This window comes from Vibrio satsumensis (genome assembly GCF_050337435.1).
Taxonomy (GTDB): Bacteria; Pseudomonadota; Gammaproteobacteria; order Enterobacterales; family Vibrionaceae; genus Vibrio; species Vibrio satsumensis.
The window spans coordinates 23,561-47,388 of the sequence record NZ_JAKJSX010000017.1 but is presented as its reverse complement, the minus strand read 5'-3'; the positions used below and the strand labels follow the sequence as shown (position 1 = coordinate 47,388).

The following is a 23,828-nucleotide window of genomic DNA, read 5'->3' as shown; positions in this document are numbered from 1 at the left end:
GGTAAACGTATGCGAAAAGGAATATAACATGCTAAACAAACAACAACTGGTTTCTGCAGCAACCGCACTACCGGGAAATGCTGACCCAATTCGAATCACTGAGCGCCATTTCGTTAACCAAACCGACCTGCTCGATACGCCTACGGGCTCTCAACAAGAAGTCCTGTTTGGTATGGGATGCTTCTGGGGAGCTGAGCGTTTGTTTTGGCAATTGGATGGCGTTATTTCAACATCCGTTGGTTACGCTGGCGGATACACAGCTAACCCCACTTATGAACAAGTATGTACTGGGCAAACCGGCCATACCGAAGTCGTTCGTGTCATATTTGATAGTGAACAAACCTCTCTAGCTCGAATACTTGAAACCTTTTGGGAGCGTCATGACCCAACTCAAGGAATGCGCCAAGGCAACGATTTAGGGACTCAATACCGTTCCGCGATTTACACCTTCAGTGAAGAACAACAATCTATCGCTGAGCACTCTAAACGTGAATATCAACGAGCAATGACTGAATCTTTAGGCAACGAGATCACGACGGAAGTTCTGCCTGCTGGAAAATATTTTTTCGCAGAAACCTACCACCAGCAATACCTAGCTAAAAATCCAAATGGGTATTGCGGGTTGGGTGGCACCGGTGTCTGCTTCCCACCACAATAAACAGTGCTAGACCGCAAACTAAAACGACATCCATCAAAAAAGGGCTTCCATTAAGAAGCCCTTTTTCATTGTTATCTATTCGGTGTAAACAAATCGATAAAGCGCAGTTACACCGGCAGCGCAGCAATCGTGCCGTTAACTTCTTTAAAAATGGTGAGCTTTTGTTTGTCTGAAACTTCAGGGAGAAGCACTTTGCCTTGGTCGAAGCGAAACTCTCCGATACCTTCAATAGCAAACTGGCCTTTGAACAGGACTTTAACGAAACGCGCCACTTGATGTGGACGGTAAGTAGAAAATTTTCTTAACATAATACAACCTCAATTCCATTTGAGTACTACAGTTACATACCTGAACAGCATCACTATTCAAAGCAGATTTAATCGCTAATTCCTTTAGCAAACAGCAAGATAATCTATTGTTCATCTCGATATTGATGCATTATACCTTTTGATAACAAGCCTGCAACTTCTTTCCACGCCGTACGATAAAAAAGTTAAAGAGGCATTTTTCAAATTTCATATTATACTTCCAGTGCAAACCAATAAGCGGAACAAAAATATAATGAAAAACAAAACTCTACTGGCTTTTTTAGCCGCAGCCTCTCCACTCTTCGCCAATGCTCACAATCTATCTGTAGGTGCAACTCTGCCTGCTGTCGATGTTAGCAACTATGGTGAAATCGTACTAAACGACGGAAATACCGGATATCAAGCTTGGGCAACCAACAATCTCCTAGGTAAAGTTCGTGTCGTTCAAGCTATCGCTGGCCGCAGCAGCTCTAAAGAGCTAAACGCACCATTGATGGCCGCCATTACCGCCTCGAAGTTCTCAGAAGACAGCTACCAAACCACCACCATCATCAACCAAGATGATGCTATCTGGGGTACGGGTTCTTTTGTTAAATCGTCAGCAGAAAGTAGCAAAGAAGAGTTTCCATGGTCTTCTATGGTTCTAGATGAAGACGGCGCCGTTGCGTCATCTTGGGCTCTGAAAGAAGAAAGCTCAGCGATTATCGTTCAAGACAAGCAAGGTAAAATCTTGTTTGTAAAAGAAGGTGCATTAAACGAAGCAGAAGTCACTCAAGTCATTGAATTGATTAAAGCGAGTCTTTAATAAGATAATCGCGTCTTTTTCGAGACCTAAGCAAAGGATATTGTTATATTATAACAGTATCCTTTTTTAATTCTGTGGTTAATCATCCTGATGTGGCAAAAAACACCTAACAATGTGAAACGCAAAACAGGCTTCTTGCTTGGGCTTATGCTCATGTTAAGCGTGTTAGCTGCAACGCACGTAGTAGATATCGCACCAGAACACCACACCTCACACCATTGTGAGCTGTTTTCGATAAATCAGTTTATTACGGCACACTCACTTCCACAGCTCCCAGAGTTCCATTCGGAATTTACTGTCGCTATCACAGAGCCAGTTATTTCGTTACAACGCCTATATTTCGCTTATTTGGCACGCTCACCTCCTGTAAATATCGCTTAATTACCACTACTTTTTAATTAACCTTTATTCAGGAAAAAAACATGAAACCTACTATCTTAGCCGTTGTTATCGGCATGACTGTCTCTGCTAGTGTTCTAGCTAACGAAGAATTCCGCTCTCACGAAGCACACGTGCACGGTAAAGTTGAAGTGAACATCGCTCAAGATGGACAAGAGCTACTTGTTGAAGTGACAGCACCCGGTGCTGATGTGGTTGGCTTTGAGCATGCTCCAGAAACGGCTGAGCAAAAGAAAGTGTTTGAACAAGCTATCGCGCAATTAAACAAGCCAGAAGATCTATTTGGTTTCAATAATGCAAGTTGTACTCTGAAGTTCAAGTCAGTGACTAACACCTTGGAAGGCGATCATGATAACCATGAAGGCCATGACCATGCAGAACACGATCATAACGACCACAAAGGCCATGACCACGCAGAGCACGATCATGACGACCACAAAGGCCATGACCACGCAGAACACGATCATGATGATCACAAAGGCCATGACCACGCAGAACACGATCATGATGACCACAAAGGCCATGACCACGCAGAACACGATCATGATGACCACAAAGGCCATGACCACGCAGAACACGATCATGACGACCACAAAGGCCATGACCATGCTGAGCACGATCATGATGACCACGAAGGCCATGACCACTCAGAAGGCGGCCACGGTGAGTTCACTGTCGAGTACCACTACCAATGTTCTGACATTGAAAAACTGGATACCGTGAATACTCAGTGGTTCTCTAAGTTCAGCAACACAAAATCAATGACTGTAAACCTGCTAACTGACAGTGCTCAAATTCAAGAAGTGCTTAACGCAGATCGTATTAGTTTTCGATTCTAATTAGCATTAGATTGAATTAAACGTAGATAAGCAGCCAAGTAAGTGTTCACTTACTTGGCTGTACAAATCGGTGTGCTCTGGGAATTTATTATTCTGATAACTGTCCAGTAGAGACACCGCTTTAATTATTGGAGCTAATATGTCTTTTGACAGTTCATCACTTGTGGTCAAACTCGAAAATATCAGCTTTCGTTGGAAGCCTGAATTGCCCCCAACGCTAGAGATCACCTCACTGCATATCCAAGCCCAAGAGCACCTTTTCATCAAAGGGCCTAGTGGTTGCGGGAAATCAACATTGTTAGGGTTACTGACCGGAATCAACCAAGCTGAACAAGGCGAAGTATCTATCCTTGGCCAAGATCTCACACAGCTAACACCTCGCCAGAGAGACAAATTCAGAGCCGATCATATTGGTTATATATTCCAACAATTTAACCTGCTTCCTTACTTGTCAGTCATCGACAACGTGACGCTTCCTTGTCAGTTTTCTAAGATTCGTAAGCAGCAAGTCACTAAAAGTCAGAACAGCCTGCAAGCCACCGCTCAAGAGTTGTTGCTCAGATTAAAGCTACCTCAAGCCCTCATGGACAAGCCCGTTACCGAGTTGAGTATTGGTCAACAACAACGTGTTGCTGCCGCTCGTGCTTTGATCGGCCAACCCAAAATCATTATTGCCGACGAACCGACATCGGCTCTGGATCATGACAACCGAGAAGCCTTTATCGAACTGTTGCTAGAACAAGCGAATCAGGCGGGTTCAACCTTGATCTTTGTTAGTCACGATCCAACACTAGAAAAACTGTTCACTCGAACCATAGATTTAAAAACCGTTAACCAAGCTAAGGTTGTCGTATGAAAGTAATTACTCACTTAGCCTTAAAAAGCGTACTCAACCGTAAAGCCACAGCCATTCTGACTATTCTCACCGTGGCGGTGTCAGTGATTCTCTTGCTCGGTGTGGAACGTGTAAGAACCGAAGCTAAGAGCAGCTTTGCGAATACGATTTCAGGTACTGACCTTATCGTCGGTGGCCGCTCAGGTCAGGTAAACCTGCTGCTTTATTCCGTATTTCGAATCGGTAATGCGACCAACAACATCGACTGGAAAAGCTATGAAGAATTTAGCCAGCACAACGCTGTAAAGTGGGCGATCCCAATCTCATTGGGTGATTCACATAAAGGCTTCCGCGTAATGGGCACTAACCATAGCTACTTCGAGAATTATCGCTATGGAAGTAAGCAACCACTTACTTTTCAGCAAGGTAAAGAGTTTAATCAGCTATTTGATGTCGTGATTGGTGCCGATGTCGCGAAGAAGTTAGATTACAAGATTGGTGATCACATCATTCTGGCGCACGGTATCAGTGATGTCGCCTTCAGTCGCCACGACAATCTGCCCTTCACCATTGTCGGAATACTCGCGCCAACCGGCACACCAGTAGATAAAACGGTACATGTTTCGTTAGAGGCCATTGAAGCGATTCACGTTGGTTGGGAATCGGGAGCTAACCTCGGGCACACACCGGATGCTGAAGCGCTAAAGCAACGTGACTTCCAACCAAAGCAGATTACCGCGATGATGGTTGGCCTTAACTCGAAGATCCAAACCTTTGCACTGCAACGAGAAATCAATAACTACCGCCAAGAACCTTTGAGCGCCATTATGCCAGGCATTGCTCTGCACGAATTATGGGGAATGATGGCAGTAGCAGAACAAGCACTACTGATTGTTTCAGGGTTTGTTGTAGTCGCGGGACTGCTAGGGATGCTGAGTAGTCTACTCACTAGCTTGCAAGAAAGACGTCGAGAGATGGCCATTCTGCGTGCGATGGGTGCCAGACCTCGTCATGTGTTTGGTTTACTGATCAGTGAAGCCAGTGCGCTAACCTTCCTTGGCATTACATTAGGTGTTGCGGTGTTGTTTGCTCTGATCGCAGTGGTTGCTCCTATTGTGCAACAAAGTTATGGTATCAACATATCGATATCCGCAATCACACCTCATGAGTGGAAACTGCTTATGTTGGTGCAAGTTGCCGGAATCATTATCGGCTTTATTCCCGCTTTCAGGGCTTACCGTCAGTCATTATCTGATGGCATGACTATTCGAATCTAAAATAGGAACCTACGATGCAACGCAAATTCCTCCTGATATTTGGGCTACTTCTGTTCCCATTTATCAGCACAGCTCACGCTGAAACCACTCAGAACGACGAATCGGTGTTAACACTTGATTGGATTGATTTGATTCCAGAATCAGAGCGTGCTCAACTAGATTCATTTGGCATGCCGATGGTTGACCACAATAGTATGGACAAACCTCAACAATCGACACTTGGTGCTGTTCGCCCAGAACTGAATGGCAGCACAGTAAAGATTCCTGGTTTTGTGATTCCATTGGAAGGTGATGAGAATATGATCACTGAGTTTCTGCTAGTACCCTACTTTGGCGCATGTATCCACGTACCACCGCCACCACCGAACCAAATCATCTACGTGAAGTTCCCGAAAGGTGCACCAATACAGCAGTTATGGGATGTGATTTATTTAGTCGGTACGCTGAAAACTGAGTCGATCAGCCATGACTTAGCGCAGACCGGTTATCTTATTGAAGGTACTGCGATTGAAGAATATGACGACATGTAGTCATTAGAAGGGTGGCTCAAGGATGAGCTGCCGTCACTGAACGAGTGATATCATTCAATAACAGTTTAATAACGATAATTTTCTTCTGAATTACGCAATGTAATTAGATAAGTAAGCTAGCACAGCGACATAAGTCGCGAGTAATAACCCTATACAAAGCTGTTTCTTCAGCTTGTTATCATTGACTTGATTCATAACTCCTCCTTGAGAACTGCAACAAATTTAACATTTTATTATCATTGGCAACAGTAAAATTTTGTTGAAACCTTCAACTCTGCACGCAAAATCTAGCCACCAATAAGATAAAGAGTTACATTTTAGACAGTTAAGTCGTTTCCTTAGGGTACTCTTATGTCAGAAACCAAACAGCCAGTGATCATCGAGCATGCTAGCGATACACAGCACAAGCATGAGAAAAAGCCTCATATTGCCGATAGTGCCAGCAGAATGCTGCACATCGCACAAAGCTTCAGCCTCGATTCTTTAATTAGTCACAATGCAAAGCCAAACGATAGAGGTGAGAGTACCCTTATCGAACGGGCACTATTGCGAGAGAAAAAACGTAGAGAGCTTCGCCAAAAAAACCTAGAACAGATTCTAAAGTTGGCGCACTCTTCATGTAAGGATGAAGCGGCCGGAGACCCGGATCAGGACTGGCTGTACCGCTTTTTCGATATGGCACAAGAGATCCACAATACATCGATGCAAAGGCTATGGGCTCAAGTACTGAAACGAGAGGTCACTAACCCAGGCTCGACGTCGATGAAGGCGCTTCAGATCTTAAAAGACATGACGCCAAAGGAAGCACTGACCCTACAAAGAGCTGCATCACTGGGTTGTAGCTTTGGTAGCGATAACAGCAGAAAGCTCTTACTCGGCTTCAAATCTCACGCAGGACTATTTAGTTTTGGCAAAAGGGACACCACCAACACCATCAACCTTGGTGGGCATAACCTTCCCTACTCTAGTCTGCTCCATTTGATTGAACTCGGTATCATTCTGGGCACTGAGTTAGAGTCTGGAGAAATTGATTTCGATCCAGCTCTGCACCTAACCTATCAAGGTAAGAGTATGTCACTGGCACCGTTATCAAAAGGGGTGAAGCTGGTTTACTACCGATTCAGCCCAACAGGTAATGAGCTTTGTACCTTACTTGGCAACAAGCCAAACACGCAGTATTACGACCAATTGATTGCGCTATTAAGCCAAAAATTCACGGTTCAGACAGAAGTAAAAAGCAGCGTGAATTACACCGTCTAGACAATCGACGGTGTAAAAAATAGACGGTGTAAAAAGTGAAGTGTATTGAGAAGAATAAAGAGAATCTAAAAGGTAGGTTTCTTGTCTCGGTAAACCAAGGCTGCACTACTTATCAGTCATGAATAAAACGATAAGCAAGTTGGCAGCCTTAGTCATACCAACGATCTCAATTGGCTAAAATATTTCGCTTCTCCAACGCATCAATACACAACTCTACCAATTCATCGATCGTCTTCTCTCCTGCTGGTAGATCAATCTCAGGGTTCTCTGGCGCTTCGTAAGTCGAACTAATCCCTGTGAAGTTAAGAATTTCTCCCGCACGTGCTTTCTTATACAAACCTTTAGGGTCACGCTGTTCGCAAACCTCTAATGGTGTATTAACGAACACCTCAAGAAACTCGCCTTCAGGTAATAAATCTCGCACAAGTTGTCGTTCCGCTTGATGTGGAGAAATAAAAGCAGACAGCACAATTAAGCCTGCATCTGCCATCAATTTAGCAAGCTCGCCAATACGACGAATATTCTCTCGACGATCTTGTTCAGAGAAGCCAAGGTCGCTACATAAGCCATGACGCACATTGTCACCATCCAATAAGTAAGTATGGTAACCAAGCTGTGCTAAGCGATTTTCTAATGCTCCAGCGACTGTCGATTTACCAGAACCAGACAACCCCGTGAACCAGAGCACGGCTGGCTTTTGTGATTTCAGATCCGCGCGAAATGTTTTATCAATCGAGTGTTGATGCCACACAACATTCTCATCTTTAGGTTTGAGTACTGCGGTCATAATTAGTCCTTTAAATAAACAGCATTAAAATGGGAAAAAGTAAGGAATTAGGGTCAATACCAAACCCGAATAAACAATCGAGATTGGAATACCAATACGTAGATAATCCGTTAAATGGTAATTACCTACGCTATAAACAAGTAAGTTGGTTTGGTAGCCGTATGGAGAGATAAAACTGGCACTGGCACCAAACAGTACCGCCATAATGAATGGCATAGGGTCAACGCCATAGCCTACTGCCATACTGTAGCCAATCGGAAATGAGAGTGCTGCGGCCGCATTATTGGTCACCAGCTCAGTCAGAACCAAGGTCATAAAGTAGGTCGCAACTAACGCACCGAATACGCCCCAACCATTAAATGCCTCCATGAACATCAGCCCCATGCGCTCAGACAAACCCGATGAAATCATCAGTTGGGCAATAGAAAGTGCAGAGCCCACGATCACCACAATATCGACTGGGAAACGGCGGCGGAGCTCACCCAGCTGTACCACGCCAAATGCCACCAGCAACAATAGAAAACCAGCTAAGCCTTTGATAATTGGTACTGCGTCAACCAGAGCGAGGCCAATCACACTGGCAAAACCAAGCAACACGAACGTCGACTTATCTGCATCAAGCTTGGCACTCGAATCTAAGTCATTCATCAACACAAACTCTTTGTTGTGTTGCTGACGCTGCTCTTCAAAGCGTTTGCCGGGAACCAAAATCAAAGTATCACCAGCGGTCAATATGATGTTTCCAAGACCACCTTCAAGGCGTTCATGGCCACGACGAATAGCAACCACAACCGCATCGAAACGGTCTCTAAACTGACTGGTTTTTAATGTTTTATTACAGAAGCTTGCCGACGAGCTCACTACAACTTCAACAAAACTCTGACCATTCAAATGATGCTGACCAAACAGGGTTAAACCTTGAATTTCTTGTAGTGTCGCCACACTCTCGACATCGCCACAAAACAGCAATCGATCACGAGCTTGAAGAATAAAATCAGGATCAATCGATGCCGTGGTCTTACCGTCGCGAATCACTTCTGCTAAGAACAGTTTTCTCAATGCTCGAAGGTTATTCTCACTTACACTGCGGCCAACTAGTGGTGAGCCCGGCTCAACTCTAGCTTCTAAGAAGTAAGGCAAATCATCTTGGGAACCATCATCGTAGCTTGGTAAGAAATAACTCAGAGGGATAAGGATCAACACGCCACCGACCAAGACCGCCAGACCGATCAAGGTTGGTGTGAAAAAGTTTAAGCTCGGCAGTCCGGCATCTTCAACAAAGCTATTAATGATCAAATTGGTTGAGGTGCCGATCAATGTCAGCGTTCCACCTAAAATGGCAGCGTATGACAATGGGATAAGTAGTTTAGATGGCGCATGTTGCTGATTACGTTTGATCGCTCCGATCAAAGAGACAACCACCGCAGTGTTATTAGTAAAAGAAGAAAGTAGCGCTGTGGAAATACCCAACTTCGCAACCACTGTGCCTAGCCTACCTTCAGAGATATTGCGGCTAACCCAACTGATTAAGCGAGTTTTCTCCAACGCACTTGATGCGAGGATCAGAAGAATTAAAGTCAGTAACGAGGAGTTAGTGAAATTATTAGCTAGGCTCGACAAGTCGATCATGCCAGCCATAAAAGCAATAAACGCCGCGCCAGCAAAGATAAAGCTTGGCTTAATACGGGTAACGAGCAGGCAAGTAATGATGCCGAGCAAAATCGCTAATACAAATCCTTGTTGCCACATATACCCGTCCTTTATGGCGGAAACGATCGGTTTCCGCCTGATTCAATAAGCTGTTACTTGGTCGTTTATGACTTCAGTAATTGGCTTAAATCTTTGGCATCCCAATGAGGGAAATGCTTACGAACCAGAGCGTTGAACTCAAGTTCAAATGCAGAGATGTTACCGACTTGCTGTTCAACAGAGTCCAAACGGTCTCGAATCAAACCCGCACCAACCGTCACGTTGGTTAGTCGGTCGATAACGATGAAACCACCGGTATCAGCACTCTCACGGTATTTATCCAGCGCGACAGTCTCGTTCAGTGACCATTCACACAAGCCAATGCCATTCAGTGGCAACTCATCGACAGCGTGAGTCGACAGGTTGTTGATGTCATATTGGTGACGAACCGTTTCAACCTGACCGACAGTTTTCTTGCCTGCGATCTTGATGTCGTAAGCTTTGCCCGGTTGCAACGGTTGCTCTGTCATCCACACGATGTCAGCCAATACGTGGTTAGTAGATTCAATCTGAGCGTTTTCCAGCACAATCAAATCACCGCGACTGATATCGATCTCATCTTCAAGGGTCAGCGTTACCGCTAAACCCGCTTGCGCAGATTCCAAATCACCATCAAAGGTCACAATGCGTGCAACTTTAGAGGTTTTGCCAGACGGCAGCGCCTTGATTTCATCACCGACACTCACGCGGCCAGAAGCCACAGTGCCTGCAAAACCGCGGAAGTCTAAGTTAGGGCGGTTTACGTACTGAACTGGGAATCGGAATTCACCTGCAGAACGTTTTTGGTCGATGTCGACATTCTCTAACACTTCTAATAGAGATGGGCCTTCGAACCATGCTAGTTCTTTACTTGGTGCAGCAACGTTGATGCCTTCAAGCGCTGAAACTGGCAAGATCTGAATGTTAGTTTCGCCTTCTAGGTTTTCAGCAAACTCTAGGTATTCATCGCGAATTTCTTCAAAACGATCTTGTGCGTAATCCACGAGATCCATCTTATTTATAGCGACAATGAAATGCTTCAAACCAAGCAGGTTAGAAATAAACGAGTGACGACGTGTTTGATCCAGAACGCCCTTACGAGCATCAATTAAGATCACCGCTAGATCACAGGTTGAAGCACCTGTTGCCATGTTGCGCGTGTACTGCTCATGCCCTGGAGTATCAGCAATAATGAACTTACGTTTTTGAGTCGAGAAGTAACGGTAAGCCACATCGATCGTAATTCCTTGCTCACGCTCAGCCTGCAGGCCATCAACAAGCAGTGCCAAATCAGGTTTCTCACCTGTCGTACCCACTCGTTGGCTATCCGAGTGAACGGCTGCTAGCTGATCTTCATAAATCTGTTTTGTATCATGGAGCAAGCGACCGATTAGCGTACTTTTACCATCATCGACTGAGCCACAAGTTAAAAATCTAAGCATAGATTTATGCTGATGCTGACTTAGATAACCTTCAATCCCTAGTTCAGCCAATTCGGCTTCTACTGCACTATTCATTTTTCTTTCCTTAGATTCTTAGAAATAACCTTGGCGCTTTTTCAGCTCCATAGAGCCCGACTGATCATGGTCAATAGCTCGACCTTGACGCTCACTAGACGTCGCCACCAGCATCTCTTCAATAATGCCTGTTAGCGTATTCGCCTCAGATTCAACCGCTCCGGTTAGTGGGTAACAGCCTAAAGTACGAAAACGAACGCTTTTCTCTTCAATTACTTCACCTTCTTGCAGCTCCATTCGCTCATCATCAACCATGATCAGCATGCCATCACGCTCAACAACTGGGCGTTTATCAGAAAGGTAAAGTGGAACGATATCGATACTCTCTAGATAGATGTATTGCCAAATATCCAGTTCAGTCCAGTTTGACAGAGGGAATACGCGAATGCTTTCGCCCTTATTTACCTGACCGTTGTAGGTGTGCCACAACTCTGGACGTTGGTTTTTTGGGTCCCATGTGTGGTTCTTATCGCGGAATGAGTAAACACGCTCTTTCGCTCGAGATTTCTCTTCATCACGACGCGCACCACCGAAAGCGGCATCGAACCCATACTTGTTTAACGCCTGCTTAAGGCCCTGAGTTTTCATGATGTCTGTGTGTTTCGAAGAACCATGTACGAATGGGCTACAACCCATCTCGATACCTTCAGGGTTCTTATGTACTAAAAGGTCAAAACCGTACTTTTCTGCTGTGCGGTCACGAAACTCAATCATCTCGCGGAATTTCCAATCCGTATCAACGTGTAATAATGGGAATGGAATCTTGCCTGGGTAAAACGCTTTGCGAGCTAAATGAAGCATCACAGAAGAATCTTTACCGATGGAGTACATCATCACTGGGTTATCAAACTCAGCCGCCACTTCACGGATAATATGAATACTTTCCGCTTCGAGCTGTTTTAAGTGGGTTAAACGTTCTTGGTCCATTTCAGTGCTTCCTTTAAGGCTCGCGTTACGAGCAATTCATTACTTGGTCTTGCCAAGCATGGGATTTAACTCATCCACTTGAGTGAATGGGAGTATTGGCACTAGAAGAAAACAGAAGCTTCGTGTTGAGCTATCCTTGCTATTCATCTGCCTGATACGTCCTTGATATAGGCATTATGACGAGCCTCTCATATTACTGGAAATTCTAAAATTTCATTTTTTATTCGAAAAGCTGATAAGGGATTAAATTTATCGATAAGCAAGTGAAATGAATGGACTAATATAATTGATACCAATTGCGCATCGATTGAGCAGCTTTGGGAGGCGTCTTGCAGAACACCATAAAGTAATCGATCTAAGTCACGAATTAACATTCGTTGTAATCATTGTTTCATTCCATTTTGTTACATTACGCAACGAATTTTCTACTATCCACTTTGGAGCTACAAAATGAAAGTTGCAATGAAACCTTTGTCATTGGCTGTACTTGCGGGGCTTGGTTTGACTCTAGCAGGCTGTACAACAACACCAGATACCGATGAAGTGATTAAACTACGTGTCGTAGAGACAACGGACATCCATACCAACCTAATGGATTACGATTACTACAAAGACAAGCCATCGAAAAAAATCGGCTTAGCACGTACTGCAACTTTAGTAAAAGAAGCTCAAAACGAAGTAACCAACAGCGTATTAGTTGATAACGGTGACTTGCTGCAAGGTAGCCCAATGGGTGACTACATGGCAGACAAAGGCATCGTTGCAGGTGAAGTTCACCCTGCATACAAAGCAATGAACCAACTAAGCTATGATGCAGCAAACATCGGTAATCACGAATTCAACTACGGTCTTGAGTTCCTAGAAGAGTCTATCAACGACGCTGATTTCCCATACATCAGTGCTAACGTTTACGACGCAGAAACCAAAGAGCACTACTTCACGCCTTACATCATCAAGACACACACGTTTGAAGATACAGCTGGCGTAGAACATGAGATCAAAGTGGGTTACATCGGTTTCGTTCCACCACAAATCATGACGTGGGATAAGAAGAACCTTGAAGGTAAAGTTACTGCTCGTGACATCATTGCAACCGCTAACGAGTTAGTGCCTCAAATGAAGGCTGAAGGTGCAGACGTTATCGTTGCAATCCCTCACTCTGGCGTATCTCAAGACCCATACAAAGCTGGCGAAGAAAACTCTACGCTTTACCTTTCTGAAGTAGAAGGCATTGATGCTATCGCATTCGGTCACTCTCACGCGGTATTCCCAGGTAAAGGATTCGACAATATCCAAGGTGTTGATAACGAAAATGGCACCATGAACGGTGTTGCGGCAGTCATGCCAGGTCGTTGGGGTAGCCACGTGGGTGTTATGGACTTAACACTTGCACAAAAAGACGGTAAGTGGGAAGTGGTTAAAGGCCAATCAGAAGCACGCCCTATTTACGACAAGGTTGAGAAAAAATCGCTTGCTGCAGCTGATGAAGGCATCGTAACAGCACTAGAAAAAGACCACGCAGGTACGCGTGAGTTTGTTAACCAACCAATTGGTAAAGCAGACGATGTGATGTACAGCTTCCTATCTCTAGTACAAGACGACCCAACAGTACAAATTGTTAACCTTGCACAGAAAGATTACGTTGAGCAGTTCATCCAAGGCGATCCTGACCTAGATGGTACGCCAGTACTTTCAGCAGCTGCACCATTCAAAGCGGGCGGTCGTAAGAATGACCCAGCTAACTTCACTGAAGTTGAATCTGGTCAACTGACATTTCGTAACGCAGCTGACTTATACCTTTACCCGAACACTCTAGTGGCGATGAAGGTAACAGGTCACGAAGTAAAAGAGTGGCTTGAGTGCTCTGCTGGTCAATTCAACCAGATCGACGTGAACTCAACTGCACCACAACAGCTGATCGAGTGGGATAACTTCCGTACTTACAACTTCGATGTTATCGACGGTGTTGATTACCAAATCGACGTCACTCAACCTGCGAAATACGATGCAAACTGTAAAGTGGTTAACCCTGACTCACAGCGTATTGTTGGTCTAACTTACCAAGGTAAGCCAATAGACATGAAGCAAGACTTCCTGATCGCAACCAACAACTACCGTGCATACAGTGCTAAGTTCCCAGGTACAGGTGAAGATTTCATCGCATTTGATGCACCAGATGAGAACCGTACTGTTCTTGCAAACTACATCTCTCGCGTAAGCAAAGAGCAAGGTCAAGTAAGCCCAACTGCTGATAACAACTGGTCATTTGCGCCAATCAAAACAGATAACAAGCTAGATATCCGCTTTGAAACGTCGCCAAGCGAGAAAGCAGCAGAGTTCATCAAAGAGAAGGGTCAATACCCGATGAAACGTGTTGCGACTGACGATGTTGGTTTCGCTGTTTACCAGATTGACCTAACTAAATAGATTACCCAAGTAATTAATAGTTAACATTCTAAAGGCTGAGTCTCACGACTCAGCCTTTTTGTTTTCAAACAACTTAAGCAATTGAATAGCAGATAGATTATTTCTGAACCTCTAATAATTCGTCACTCTCAAACTGCTTTTAAAATCACAGCCTCTTATCGCGTTCCCTCATCGAAACATACTAAGTTGATACCCAACGGCGCCCAACCAGATTAAAAAAGCTGCAATTCGTTGTAAGTTTTTCTCGGCTCTTCCTGTCTATTTAATTTACTACACTCAATGAATAGCTATTAAGGCATTCATCTATAGGATAGATAAGGACATTTGATGAGCACCGTCGAGAGCATTCAAGCATGGTTACACTCAGGAGAAGAGTCGCTGCTATGGCTGATGCTTGGCATTATCGCGCTTTCTTACCTGCTTGAAGATCTTGCGATTGTTACGGCGGCAGGTTTAGCAACACAAGGACTGATTCTTCCTCAATATGCGTTGCTTGCCATTTTCATCGGCATTGCCACAGGTGATCTCGGTCTCTATTACCTAGGTAAATCAGGAAATTATTTCCGAGGCGTTCGTTACAAAGCCCTCACCAACCGATACTTTCGTGCACTTCGCACTAAATTACGTCAAAACGCTTTCAGCAGTCTTTTTGTCATCCGCTTTATTCCAGGGCTTCGTACCGTCGGCTTTACCTTAAGTGGCTTTTTCGCAATCCCACTGCCTACTTTCTTGTTTGCCGTTATTAGTGCCACTGCGATCTGGACTGGCATTGTCTTCTCTGCCATCTACTATTTAGGGACATCAGCGTGGCTGCAAGCCTCTGAATATCAATGGATCATCATCCCGTGTGCCATCGCTTTACTGTTTATCGGTAATCGATTAATGAATAAAACCTACTCTAGAGGATTATCATGAGTTCACCGCAAGATATTCGCATCATTCCCGCACATCAAATCAATGCAGGCATGCCTTTGCTTGAAAAAGATACCGTGCGCAGTGTCTCTCCTTATGAGTTTCTTCCAACTTGGTTCTTCTACACACCAGTGGTGATTCAAAGCCTGATGCAAGGGTTACGGCACTTTGACTGGGCGCTACCGCTCATTGCCAACCCAAGCATCAAGTTAAGCGGCATGGTCGGCGAATCAAAACACGAGATATTAAGCCTTGCCGGATCTTCAAGTCAGCGTTGGATCTCTCCGTTTATCACCCTCACCAAAACGGATCTCAGCGGTAAGAAACAAGCTGAAGATGCACGCAGCGCACTCATACAATCAGATCTTGATTTCCCGATTGTAGCTAAACCAGATCTTGGCTGTCGAGGCGTTGGCGTCAAGCTAATCAACACACAAGATCAACTTGAGCAATATGTTGAATCTTTCCCAAATAATGCTCGCTTTCTACTGCAAGAAAAGGCGCCTTATCAGGCAGAAGCTGGCGTTTTCTATGTTCGTTACCCAAACAAAAAGCAAGGCGAGATCATCTCGATCACACTCAAATATGCGCCAATGGTGATGGGTGATGGCAAGTCGACAATCAAACAGTTAATTGAAAATAGCCCGCGTGCTGGGCAGCTCAGTCACCTCTATCTGCCAAGACATCAAGATAGATTGGATCAAGTGCTCGCAGAGGGCGAAGAGTTCCAACTCGCGTTCGCAGGTAGCCATAGCCGTGGCTGCATCTTCCGCGATGGCAATCAATACATTACTCAGGCTTTAACTGAACGTTTAGACGAGATATTCGATGACTTCGATGGTTTTCATTTTGGCCGACTCGACGTCAAGTTTAAAGACATGCACAGCTTAATGAACGGCGAGGATTTCACGATCCTTGAGGTCAATGGCGCAAGCAGTGAGGCTGGGCATATCTGGGATCGCAACACACCGCTGCGAGAGATATTTTCTACGCTACTTCTGCAATACCGCATTCTTTTTGATATTGGCGCTCAGCAAAAACAACGAGGCCATAAGACTCCTTCTTTCAAGAGCTTATTCGCTGCGTGGCAAGAAGAGCGACGTCTTGTTCAACAATATCCGACCACTGACTAACTTTGTACGAGGACAATGAATGAACCCCATAGCCCAACCGAGCGCCCTCACTTCTTTCTCTCCTAGTATCAAGGGAGCGGTAGAGATATTGAATCAGGGTTTAGAGTTTTTGTTAACGATATCTGACAGCGACTACCTGACACGAGCGAATCCGCACATCACAAGCTCTATTGGTGAGCATACTCGCCACACGCTCGATCTTTTTCATGCGCTTATTTTAAAAGAGAATGCGACCGTTGATTACAACACTCGTCGCCGTGGTCACCCTGTCGAATTCGACAGGTCAATCGCAGTAAAAGAGATCCATTACGTGATCAACTGGCTTGAACGATTAGACCGCAGAGATCTCGAAGCGCCTATCATGATCCAAACCGAGGTTTCGATGGATGTTCAGGTGTTTGCAAGCCTACCTTCTACGCTAGAAAGAGAAGTCACCTTTGCTGCGCTGCACGCCAATCATCATTACGCGATGATCAAGGTGATCACGACCTTTCTTGATGTCGAAACATGCAACACCTTTGGTTATGCCCCAACCACCAGCAGCTATCTGAGGGAGCAATAATCATGTGTTCAGTATCTTGGCTGCTTGAAGACAATGGCTATCAGGTCTTCTTTAATCGTGATGAACAAAAGACACGGGCACTGGCGATGCCACCTAAACAATATCGAGTTAACGGCGTCGATATCATCATGCCACTCGACCCAACCGGCGGTGGTAGCTGGATCAGTATCAATGAGTTCGGGCTTTCGTTATGCCTACTCAATAACTATCAAGGCATCGTACCTGATGGACTTTTAGTCAGCCGTGGTTTGTTACTCAAGAACCTATCATCGAGTCGTAATATCAGTCAGCTCTCTGAAGCATTTCATAAGCTCGATCTGAACTCTTTTGCCCCCTTTACCTTGTTGGCTTTCGCGCCGAATTTAACTCAGAACAATGGTTTGGTTATCGCCTACATGTGGGATGGTATTCAACAGCACATCGTCAACACTGATTCTCCACTCTTCTCATCCGGTGTTGATTTAGAGCGAGTACAAGCCTACCGACAAGCAAAATACGATCAACTTATGACAACAGGCAAGAATCAGCATAACTTACTTCAATTTCACTCCCACCATCATAGCGAACAGCATCATTTAGCGACCTGTATGCATCGTGAAGACGCACATACGGTGAGCTTTACACACTTACATAATCTACATGGCCAAGCCTCGATGTTTTATGCACCCGGCTCGCCTTGTGAACCCATTAAGCAATGCCAGATAAATCAACAGCGCTTTACGTTCGATTTATCACCCGCAATCAATCTATAGATGGAGTCCATCATGAGAAAACTATTAACTATGGTTCTGCTACTTGTTAGCCCGTACGTATTTGCCGCCGATGAAATCTACACTGGTTTCTTTAGCAGTAAGGCGCTCGATGGCTACGATACCGTCGCGTATTTCACTTCCGGTAAGCCCATTGAAGGCAGTAAAAAATTCAGCACCGAGTACAAAGGGGCGGATTGGTATTTCTCTTCTGAAAAGAATCTGACTTTATTTGTTAATAATCCTGAAAAATATGCCCCTCAATATGGTGGCTATTGCGCTTGGGCAGTATCAGCGAAGAGTGACTTTGCACCGGGTGACCCACATCAATGGACGATTGTTGATAACAAGCTTTACCTCAACTATGACCAAGAGATTAAGCTGCGTTGGGAGCAAGACCAAGCACAGCATATTCAACAAGCCGATAAAGTTTGGCCGCAACTGATTAAGTAAGGGAATAATCATGACATTCACTCCAGCCAAACATATCCCTGCGGCATTTATCGCGTTTGTGTTTATTCAGTCGCTGTTCTTTAAGTTCACTGGCTCATACGAGACAGAGCATATCTTTGGCACGCTCGCGACATGGTCAGGGCTCAGTTGGTTCGGCTCGTTTGGCGGCTACTTGATTGGATTCGCTGAATTGATTGCTGCCATTTTGCTCTTCACGCGTTGGCACGGCCTGGGTGCCATTATGAGCGTTGGCATCATGAGTGGTGCGATATTTTTCCACCTGTTTACGCCGCTCGGCATTCAAATGCCTGAGTTCAATGCTGCGGGTGAAATTGTCGGTTACGACGGTGGATTATTGTTTGGCATGGCATGCCTAGTGTGGTTATGCGGTGCTTTTTTAAGTGTGAAAGATTTCAAGAATCAAGACGGTTTCCTAAACAACTTTAGTCAATAAGGTAGCTTCATTATGATTGATAGTCCTTTTCGTTTACCACGTTACACGCCTTTTGGTTTAGGTGAGTCTGTTGTCGAGTGGGCAACTGGGCTATCTAAGCTAGACCGACTCTACCAAGATCGAAAAAACGAGTTATCTAGCTTTGAATTCATGAATTACACCCTATCGGCACTTAATATCGACTACTCGATTGCATCAGGAAGCACAGAGAATATCCCGGAAGAAGGGCCTGTCGTGATTGTGGCGAACCACCCACTTGGCGCCATTGAAGGTGTGATCCTTGCCGATCTCGTAGGATCAGTCAGGAAGGATGTGAAGGTGTTGGCGAATGAATTGCTCAAGCGACTACCTGAACTGGATGATCTTTTCATTGGCGTTGATGTCTTTAATAGTAAAGAGTCGAAACGAACCAATGCTAAAGCCATTCGAGATGCCAATCATCACTTAGCCGACGGCGGGCTGTTGATCGTGTTCCCTGCAGGTGAAGTATCGAGCTACCGTAAAGGGGTAAAAACACTGACAGACATCGAGTGGAGCAAGTCGGTCGCGAAATTCGTGAAGCGTCACCAAGCCACCACGGTGCCTATCTTTATCAATGGTAAAAACAGTGAGCTTTTCTATCAAGCAGGTCGTGTTCATCCATTACTGAGAACCGCTCTACTCGGGCGTGAACTTCTTAATAAACGAGCTTCGACCATCTCGATTTCTATCGGTTCTTCGATTCTATACTCAGAGATAAAATCGTTTGAAAAAGAGATGGATATCGTCAACTACCTACGACTCAATACCTACCTAATGAGTCAACAAGATAGTCCGAACACGCCAATCCAAGCCCCCTCTTTTGATACCCAAGTGATTGCGCCTATTCCACCAGAAGTGTTGTCAATAGAGGTCGATTCTCTTCCGGAAGAGATGAAGTTACTTGAGCAAGGGGGCTTCGAGGTCTACTGCACGCCAAGCCAATCTATTCCTAACTTAATGCGTGAGATTGGTCGAGTAAGAGAAGAGAGCTTTAGAGAAGTCGGAGAGGGCAGCGGGCTTGCCTGTGATTTGGATGAGTACGACCTTTACTACCATCAACTGTTTGTGTGGAATAAAGCTAAGGCAGAACTGGTCGGCGCGTATCGACTCGGTATGGTCGACAAACTCATCGCAGAGCACGGACTTGATCAGCTCTACTCTCGTAGCCTGTTTAACTACAACCAAGAATTCATTGATACTCTAGAAAACAGCATTGAGCTTGGGCGATCAGTAGTAAGTAAACCTTACCAAAAGAGCCTGAACTCACTGTTACTATTGTGGAAAGGCATCGCGACCTTTGTATCTCGACACCCTCAATACACCCATCTATTTGGTCCGGTCAGTATCAGCAATGATTACAGCCACAATGCGCGCCTGTTGATCGCGACCACCTTATCAATTCACCACTACGATGAAGAAAAAGCGAATCTGGTTTCTCCTTCATCACCGCTTAATACCAGTAGTCATGTGTTCTGGCAGAATCACCTATTGTCGTCGCTGGCGAGTGTCCCCCTACTTTCAAAAGTATTAGCACGGATGGAACAAGGAAAAGGCCTACCGGTATTGCTGCGCCAATACCTAGGGATGAACGGCAAACTGGTGTGTTTTAATGTTGACCCATCATTTAATGATGCCTTGGATGGCTTGATTGTGGTGAACCTCAAAAAGGTACCGCTGAAGACTCTGGGTAAATACATGGGCAGAGAACTTGCTCAAGATTACCTACAGCAACACGCACGACGCTGATTTATCTTACTCTGTACCTATCCATAAATAAGTGCGATGATTTCGGCACTTATTTGGGATCGGTTATTTTCATGCACACCTCTTTTATCGAACAACTACAAAGCTTCGACTTCTCTGAAAGCCAGATTGAATCGCTACTAGCTGTCGCGAAGCCACTTGAGCTGCCAACCAGACACATCCTAATCAATCAAGGAGAGATGGCAGGATCAATTTACTTCGTGCTTGAAGGCTTGTGCCATGCTTGCTACCTGACCAATGACGGTAAACAGTACAGCAAAGAGTTCTACTGGGAACAAGATTGGATAATTGGCTTCGAGAGTTTGATAAAGAACCAAGCGTCTCCTTACCTATTAGAAACGCTGACTCCCATCACAATGTTAGAGCTGCCAATGAATGCGGTTATCGAGTGGCGTGCATCAAATAATCCTTTGTATTTAAAGCTATTAGAAACTCAACTGATGCATAAGGAAAACAAAGAACGCTTCATGCTGCTCTATACACCAGAGCAACGTTATCAGCTGTTCTGCGAACACTATCCCGACCTTGAACAGCGCTTGAACGACAATCAAATTGCCGCTTACCTAGGTATAACTGCAATCAGCCTTAGCAGAATTAAAGGTCGAATTAACAATAGTTAATGCCAATAATCATCGCACATAGTACATTCAGAGCATCGATAACCTCTGGATGTAAACATGATCACTTGGCACTCAATTCCCTTCTCTGAACTTTCAACACAACAGCTTTATCAACTACTTAAATTACGAGTAGATGTGTTCGTCGTTGAGCAAAATTGCCCTTATCCAGAGCTCGATGGTAAAGATACAATCGCAGGTGTTGAACACTTGCTTGGCTATGCTGACGCAGAACTGGTGGCGTGTGCACGCTTGTTACCACCAGGTACTTCTTACGACAACACGAGCATCGGCCGAGTGGCGACTAAGCAATCGGCAAGAGGTGATGGTTTAGGACATCAATTGATAAAAGAAGCGTTAACACGCTGTGATGCTCTTTGGCCGAGCACGACTATCGATATTGGTGCGCAACAACACTTAGAAAACTTCTATGCGAGCCACGGCTTCAAGACGATCTCTGAGATGTACTTGGAAGACGATATTCCGCACGTCGATATGAGATTAGAGAAGTAATGTCGAATATCACTGTCGGTATCCTACTGCTGATTGCAGGTAACCTGTTTGCCTCGCTCTCTGACGTAGCCGTGAAATTATTGAACGGCGAAGTACCGCCTCTTCAGTATATTTTTTTCCGTCAGCTGATATCCCTGTTGCTCATTACCCCTCTGTGGCTGCAACAAAACAAAGCACAGCGCCGCTTACAACAAGCCAAGGTCACCTTCGTTCGAGGTCAGTTAATTCTAATCGGCAGTGGGTGTATGGTGGTCGCGATCACCCACTTGTCTTTGGCTACCGCCAACGCAGTATTTTACGTCGCCCCCCTGTTGATGTTACCTCTATCTATGTTGCTGTTGAAAGAGCAACCGGCACTCGGCAAGGTTATCGCCACGACCATAGGTTTTATTGGTGCATTAATTGTATTGAGGCCATCACAATTTCATTGGGCAGCACTGTTTGCGTTAGGCACAGCACTTACCCTCGCACTATTTAATGTATTGGTAAGAAAGCTTCCTAGCGAACAAACGGTGGTCACTACGCTGTGGTGGACAACCTTATTCTCTATTCCTGCATCATTGATACTGTGCTTCCTATACTGGCAACCGGTATCTGTCGAACACTTGGGATACATCGCCCTGAGTGCAACACTGATATTGAGCTACAACGGCCTTGCGGTTGCTGCCTATCAAAAAGCACACTCTAGCCAAATTGCTTTGGCTGAGTATTCAGGGTTGGTGTTTGTCGCGTTGATCGGTGCTATATGGTTCAATGAGATTCCAGACACATTAACCTTTATTGGAATTATGCTGATCATCTTACCGCTGGCCCCTTTCAAGCGACCAAAAAAAAGAGCTAATGCTTAGCTCTTTTCTATTGTCTATCTATGTCTGGTGAAATGCTTTAACTCAGGACCACTATTCATCTATTTACTGCGACCAAAGCCACCATCAGATAAACGGAAGAACATTACCGAAGTGTCGCCTTTTTCTAACTGAAGAATGTCCAGCTGCCCGGTCTCGGCAAGTTTGAATCGAACTAGTTGGCCTTTACGAATCTGACTTAGTGGTTTGTCTGAGCCTTCAATACGCACTAGCGCGTTCAAATCCGACAACGGTAAATCGTTGTTTCTAAAAACCTGCGCTAACGTATCCCCTTGCTTTACGAGGTACTCCTGCCAATTGTTGTTACTCAGTTCTGATGAACTGCTCTTGGCATTTTGCTGTTCGCTTAAACCAACGGTGTTTATCTCAAGCTCAACGCGCGATGTTGTTGGCGCAGCGTCTACTTTAGGTTCTGGTAGCGGCACAAAAAGTAATATCAGTACGATCGGAGAAATCACCATCAACAGTCTTTGGTGTAACTTCGGCAATGACCCCCAAGTTTGCACTGTTGAGGTTTTTATTTTCTTCATATCGATCGAACTCAACTTCTCTTTGACCTGATTCAGTCGATCCTTGAATTCTGCTAAGTGGTCTACTTTCTGTTTTTTCTTTTGACGACGATTCATGCCACAGCGTCCTATACATTGAATAACTACAGTATAAAAACCAAAGTACCAACAGTATAGATCTTTCCGCTACAACAGAGACCAAAGCAAGAAAATTGACATAGCTGTGATTTGGACACGGTAAAGCGTAAGTGATCAGGGGCTAGCCGTTTCTTCACGCTGCTAATACTGGTATTCTTACCCTTTTCGTACTGACAAAAAGAGTGACTTTTCATGTCTGAAGTAAAATTTGAAACTGTAGAGCAAAAAGCTAGCTACGGTATCGGTCTACAAATGGGCCAACAACTTGCTGGTTCTGGTCTTGAAGGCCTAAACGTTGACGCAATCGCTGCTGGTATTGCAACAGCTCTAGTTGGTGACATGCCAGCTATCGAAGTTGACGAAATCAACAACGCACTACAAGAGCTACACACTCGTGGTGAAGCTGCACGTCAAGAACTAGCTAAAGCTGCTGCTGCTGACGGCGAAGCTTTCCTAGCTGACAACGCTCTTCGTTCAGAAGTAACAGTTCTTGAGTCTGGTCTTCAGTACGAAGTACTAACTGAAGGTACTGGCGAAATCCCTACTGCAGACAAGCAAGTACGTGTTCACTACCACGGTGAACTAACTGACGGTACTGTTTTCGACAGCTCTGTATCTCGCGGTCAACCTGCTGAATTCCCAGTAACTGGCGTAATTCAAGGTTGGGTACAAGCTCTACAAATGATGCCTGTTGGCTCTAAGTGGAAGCTATACATCCCTCAAGATCTAGCATACGGTGAGCGCGGCGCAGGTGCTGCAATCCCACCATTTGCTGCTCTAGTATTTGAAGTAGAACTTCTAGCAATTCTTTAATTTTTATAAAATCCTATAGTAAAACAA

The 23,828-nt window shown here is 44.9% G+C and carries 26 protein-coding genes; 20 read left to right on the top strand and 6 right to left on the bottom strand.

Annotated features, from left to right (window positions below):
- Positions 1-28: 28 nt before the first annotated feature.
- Entirely contained in the window at positions 29-658 is a 630-nt protein-coding gene (gene msrA / locus L4C44_RS20325; protein WP_146489828.1) for a peptide-methionine (S)-S-oxide reductase MsrA, read from the top strand.
- Between the two features lie 107 nt (positions 659-765).
- Here msrA and L4C44_RS20320 read toward each other — a convergent pair whose 3' ends face one another.
- Positions 766-966, bottom strand: coding sequence for a DUF1107 family protein (locus L4C44_RS20320; protein WP_004735283.1), 201 nt, complete (start codon positions 964-966; stop codon positions 766-768).
- A 253-nt stretch (positions 967-1,219) separates the two neighbouring features.
- Here L4C44_RS20320 and L4C44_RS20315 point away from each other — a divergent pair, with 253 nt between their 5' ends.
- The 7 genes from L4C44_RS20315 (at position 1,220) to L4C44_RS20285 (ending at position 6,911) form a co-directional block, all read left to right on the top strand.
- Positions 1,220-1,771, top strand: a complete 552-nt coding sequence (locus tag L4C44_RS20315; RefSeq protein ID WP_102480206.1) for a YtfJ family protein — start codon at positions 1,220-1,222, stop codon at positions 1,769-1,771.
- Positions 1,772-1,861: 90 nt separating this feature from the next.
- Positions 1,862-2,152 carry a DUF2607 family protein gene (locus L4C44_RS20310; protein ID WP_428805633.1) on the top strand — a complete coding sequence of 97 codons (291 nt, stop codon included), beginning with the start codon at positions 1,862-1,864 and terminating at the stop codon, positions 2,150-2,152.
- A gap of 41 nt (positions 2,153-2,193) precedes the next feature.
- Complete coding sequence (gene zrgA, locus L4C44_RS20305) at positions 2,194-3,009, top strand: zinc uptake protein ZrgA (RefSeq protein ID WP_428805632.1); 816 nt, start codon at positions 2,194-2,196, stop codon at positions 3,007-3,009.
- A 139-nt stretch (positions 3,010-3,148) separates the two neighbouring features.
- Complete coding sequence (locus L4C44_RS20300) at positions 3,149-3,865, top strand: ABC transporter ATP-binding protein (protein ID WP_146489831.1); 717 nt, start codon at positions 3,149-3,151, stop codon at positions 3,863-3,865.
- Positions 3,862-5,121 carry an ABC transporter permease gene (locus L4C44_RS20295; protein ID WP_285953133.1) on the top strand — a complete coding sequence of 420 codons (1,260 nt, stop codon included), beginning with the start codon at positions 3,862-3,864 and terminating at the stop codon, positions 5,119-5,121. Before L4C44_RS20300 ends, L4C44_RS20295 begins: the two co-directional genes overlap by 4 nt.
- A 14-nt stretch (positions 5,122-5,135) precedes the next feature.
- Entirely contained in the window at positions 5,136-5,651 is a 516-nt protein-coding gene (locus L4C44_RS20290) for a DUF3299 domain-containing protein (RefSeq protein WP_061019147.1), read from the top strand.
- Positions 5,652-6,002: 351 nt separating this feature from the next.
- Positions 6,003-6,911: a TIGR03899 family protein gene (locus L4C44_RS20285; RefSeq protein ID WP_428805631.1), complete on the top strand. Its 909-nt coding sequence runs from the start codon at positions 6,003-6,005 to the stop codon at positions 6,909-6,911.
- A gap of 166 nt (positions 6,912-7,077) precedes the next feature.
- On the opposite strand, the gene cysC is transcribed toward L4C44_RS20285, so the two are convergent.
- The 4 genes from cysC to cysD form a co-directional block, all read right to left on the bottom strand.
- Complete coding sequence (cysC, locus tag L4C44_RS20280) at positions 7,078-7,698, bottom strand: adenylyl-sulfate kinase (protein ID WP_146489834.1); 621 nt, start codon at positions 7,696-7,698, stop codon at positions 7,078-7,080.
- Between the two features lie 24 nt (positions 7,699-7,722).
- The gene (locus tag L4C44_RS20275; protein WP_285953132.1) at positions 7,723-9,447 is read right to left on the bottom strand and encodes an SLC13 family permease; all 1,725 of its coding nucleotides are present in this window, start codon (positions 9,445-9,447) and stop codon (positions 7,723-7,725) included.
- Positions 9,448-9,512: 65 nt separating this feature from the next.
- Positions 9,513-10,943: a sulfate adenylyltransferase subunit CysN gene (gene cysN / locus L4C44_RS20270; protein WP_285953131.1), complete on the bottom strand. Its 1,431-nt coding sequence runs from the start codon at positions 10,941-10,943 to the stop codon at positions 9,513-9,515.
- A gap of 18 nt (positions 10,944-10,961) precedes the next feature.
- Positions 10,962-11,906 (bottom strand): sulfate adenylyltransferase subunit CysD, encoded by a 945-nt coding sequence (gene cysD, locus L4C44_RS20265; RefSeq protein WP_261383389.1) that lies wholly within the window; start codon positions 11,904-11,906, stop codon positions 10,962-10,964.
- A gap of 414 nt (positions 11,907-12,320) precedes the next feature.
- Between cysD and L4C44_RS20260 the strand changes: the two genes are divergently transcribed.
- From L4C44_RS20260 to L4C44_RS20210, 11 genes are all read left to right on the top strand, one after another.
- Positions 12,321-14,297: a bifunctional 2',3'-cyclic-nucleotide 2'-phosphodiesterase/3'-nucleotidase gene (locus tag L4C44_RS20260; RefSeq protein ID WP_428805630.1), complete on the top strand. Its 1,977-nt coding sequence runs from the start codon at positions 12,321-12,323 to the stop codon at positions 14,295-14,297.
- Positions 14,298-14,624: 327 nt separating this feature from the next.
- On the top strand, positions 14,625-15,212 hold the full coding sequence (locus L4C44_RS20255; protein ID WP_146489839.1) for a DedA family protein: 588 nt from the start codon (positions 14,625-14,627) through the stop codon (positions 15,210-15,212).
- Positions 15,209-16,342: an ATP-grasp domain-containing protein gene (locus tag L4C44_RS20250; protein ID WP_146489840.1), complete on the top strand. Its 1,134-nt coding sequence runs from the start codon at positions 15,209-15,211 to the stop codon at positions 16,340-16,342. Before L4C44_RS20255 ends, L4C44_RS20250 begins: the two co-directional genes overlap by 4 nt.
- Before the next feature lie 19 nt (positions 16,343-16,361).
- Positions 16,362-16,904, top strand: a complete 543-nt coding sequence (locus L4C44_RS20245) for a hypothetical protein (RefSeq protein WP_428805629.1) — start codon at positions 16,362-16,364, stop codon at positions 16,902-16,904.
- Positions 16,905-16,906: 2 nt separating this feature from the next.
- Entirely contained in the window at positions 16,907-17,656 is a 750-nt protein-coding gene (locus tag L4C44_RS20240; protein WP_327785109.1) for an NRDE family protein, read from the top strand.
- A gap of 12 nt (positions 17,657-17,668) precedes the next feature.
- Positions 17,669-18,106: a YHS domain-containing (seleno)protein gene (locus L4C44_RS20235; protein WP_146489843.1), complete on the top strand. Its 438-nt coding sequence runs from the start codon at positions 17,669-17,671 to the stop codon at positions 18,104-18,106.
- A 10-nt stretch (positions 18,107-18,116) separates the two neighbouring features.
- The gene (locus L4C44_RS20230; RefSeq protein ID WP_017096575.1) at positions 18,117-18,560 is read left to right on the top strand and encodes a hypothetical protein; all 444 of its coding nucleotides are present in this window, start codon (positions 18,117-18,119) and stop codon (positions 18,558-18,560) included.
- Between the two features lie 12 nt (positions 18,561-18,572).
- On the top strand, positions 18,573-20,327 hold the full coding sequence (locus tag L4C44_RS20225) for a bifunctional lysophospholipid acyltransferase family protein/GNAT family N-acetyltransferase (protein ID WP_428805628.1): 1,755 nt from the start codon (positions 18,573-18,575) through the stop codon (positions 20,325-20,327).
- 71 nt (positions 20,328-20,398) lie between these two features.
- On the top strand, positions 20,399-20,965 hold the full coding sequence (locus L4C44_RS20220; protein WP_285953126.1) for a Crp/Fnr family transcriptional regulator: 567 nt from the start codon (positions 20,399-20,401) through the stop codon (positions 20,963-20,965).
- A 57-nt stretch (positions 20,966-21,022) separates the two neighbouring features.
- Complete coding sequence (locus tag L4C44_RS20215) at positions 21,023-21,475, top strand: GNAT family N-acetyltransferase (protein WP_428805627.1); 453 nt, start codon at positions 21,023-21,025, stop codon at positions 21,473-21,475.
- Positions 21,475-22,323 (top strand): DMT family transporter, encoded by an 849-nt coding sequence (locus L4C44_RS20210; protein ID WP_210446789.1) that lies wholly within the window; start codon positions 21,475-21,477, stop codon positions 22,321-22,323. The genes L4C44_RS20215 and L4C44_RS20210 overlap by 1 nt, the downstream gene beginning before the upstream one ends.
- 59 nt (positions 22,324-22,382) lie before the next feature.
- On the opposite strand, the gene L4C44_RS20205 is transcribed toward L4C44_RS20210, so the two are convergent.
- The gene (locus L4C44_RS20205; protein WP_428805626.1) at positions 22,383-22,967 is read right to left on the bottom strand and encodes a LysM-like peptidoglycan-binding domain-containing protein; all 585 of its coding nucleotides are present in this window, start codon (positions 22,965-22,967) and stop codon (positions 22,383-22,385) included.
- A 213-nt stretch (positions 22,968-23,180) separates the two neighbouring features.
- On the opposite strand from L4C44_RS20205, the gene bamJ reads away from it, so the two are divergent.
- Complete coding sequence (bamJ, locus tag L4C44_RS20200) at positions 23,181-23,801, top strand: BamJ family beta-barrel-assembly machinery protein (protein ID WP_008220519.1); 621 nt, start codon at positions 23,181-23,183, stop codon at positions 23,799-23,801.
- The last annotated feature ends 27 nt before the right edge of the window (positions 23,802-23,828 follow it).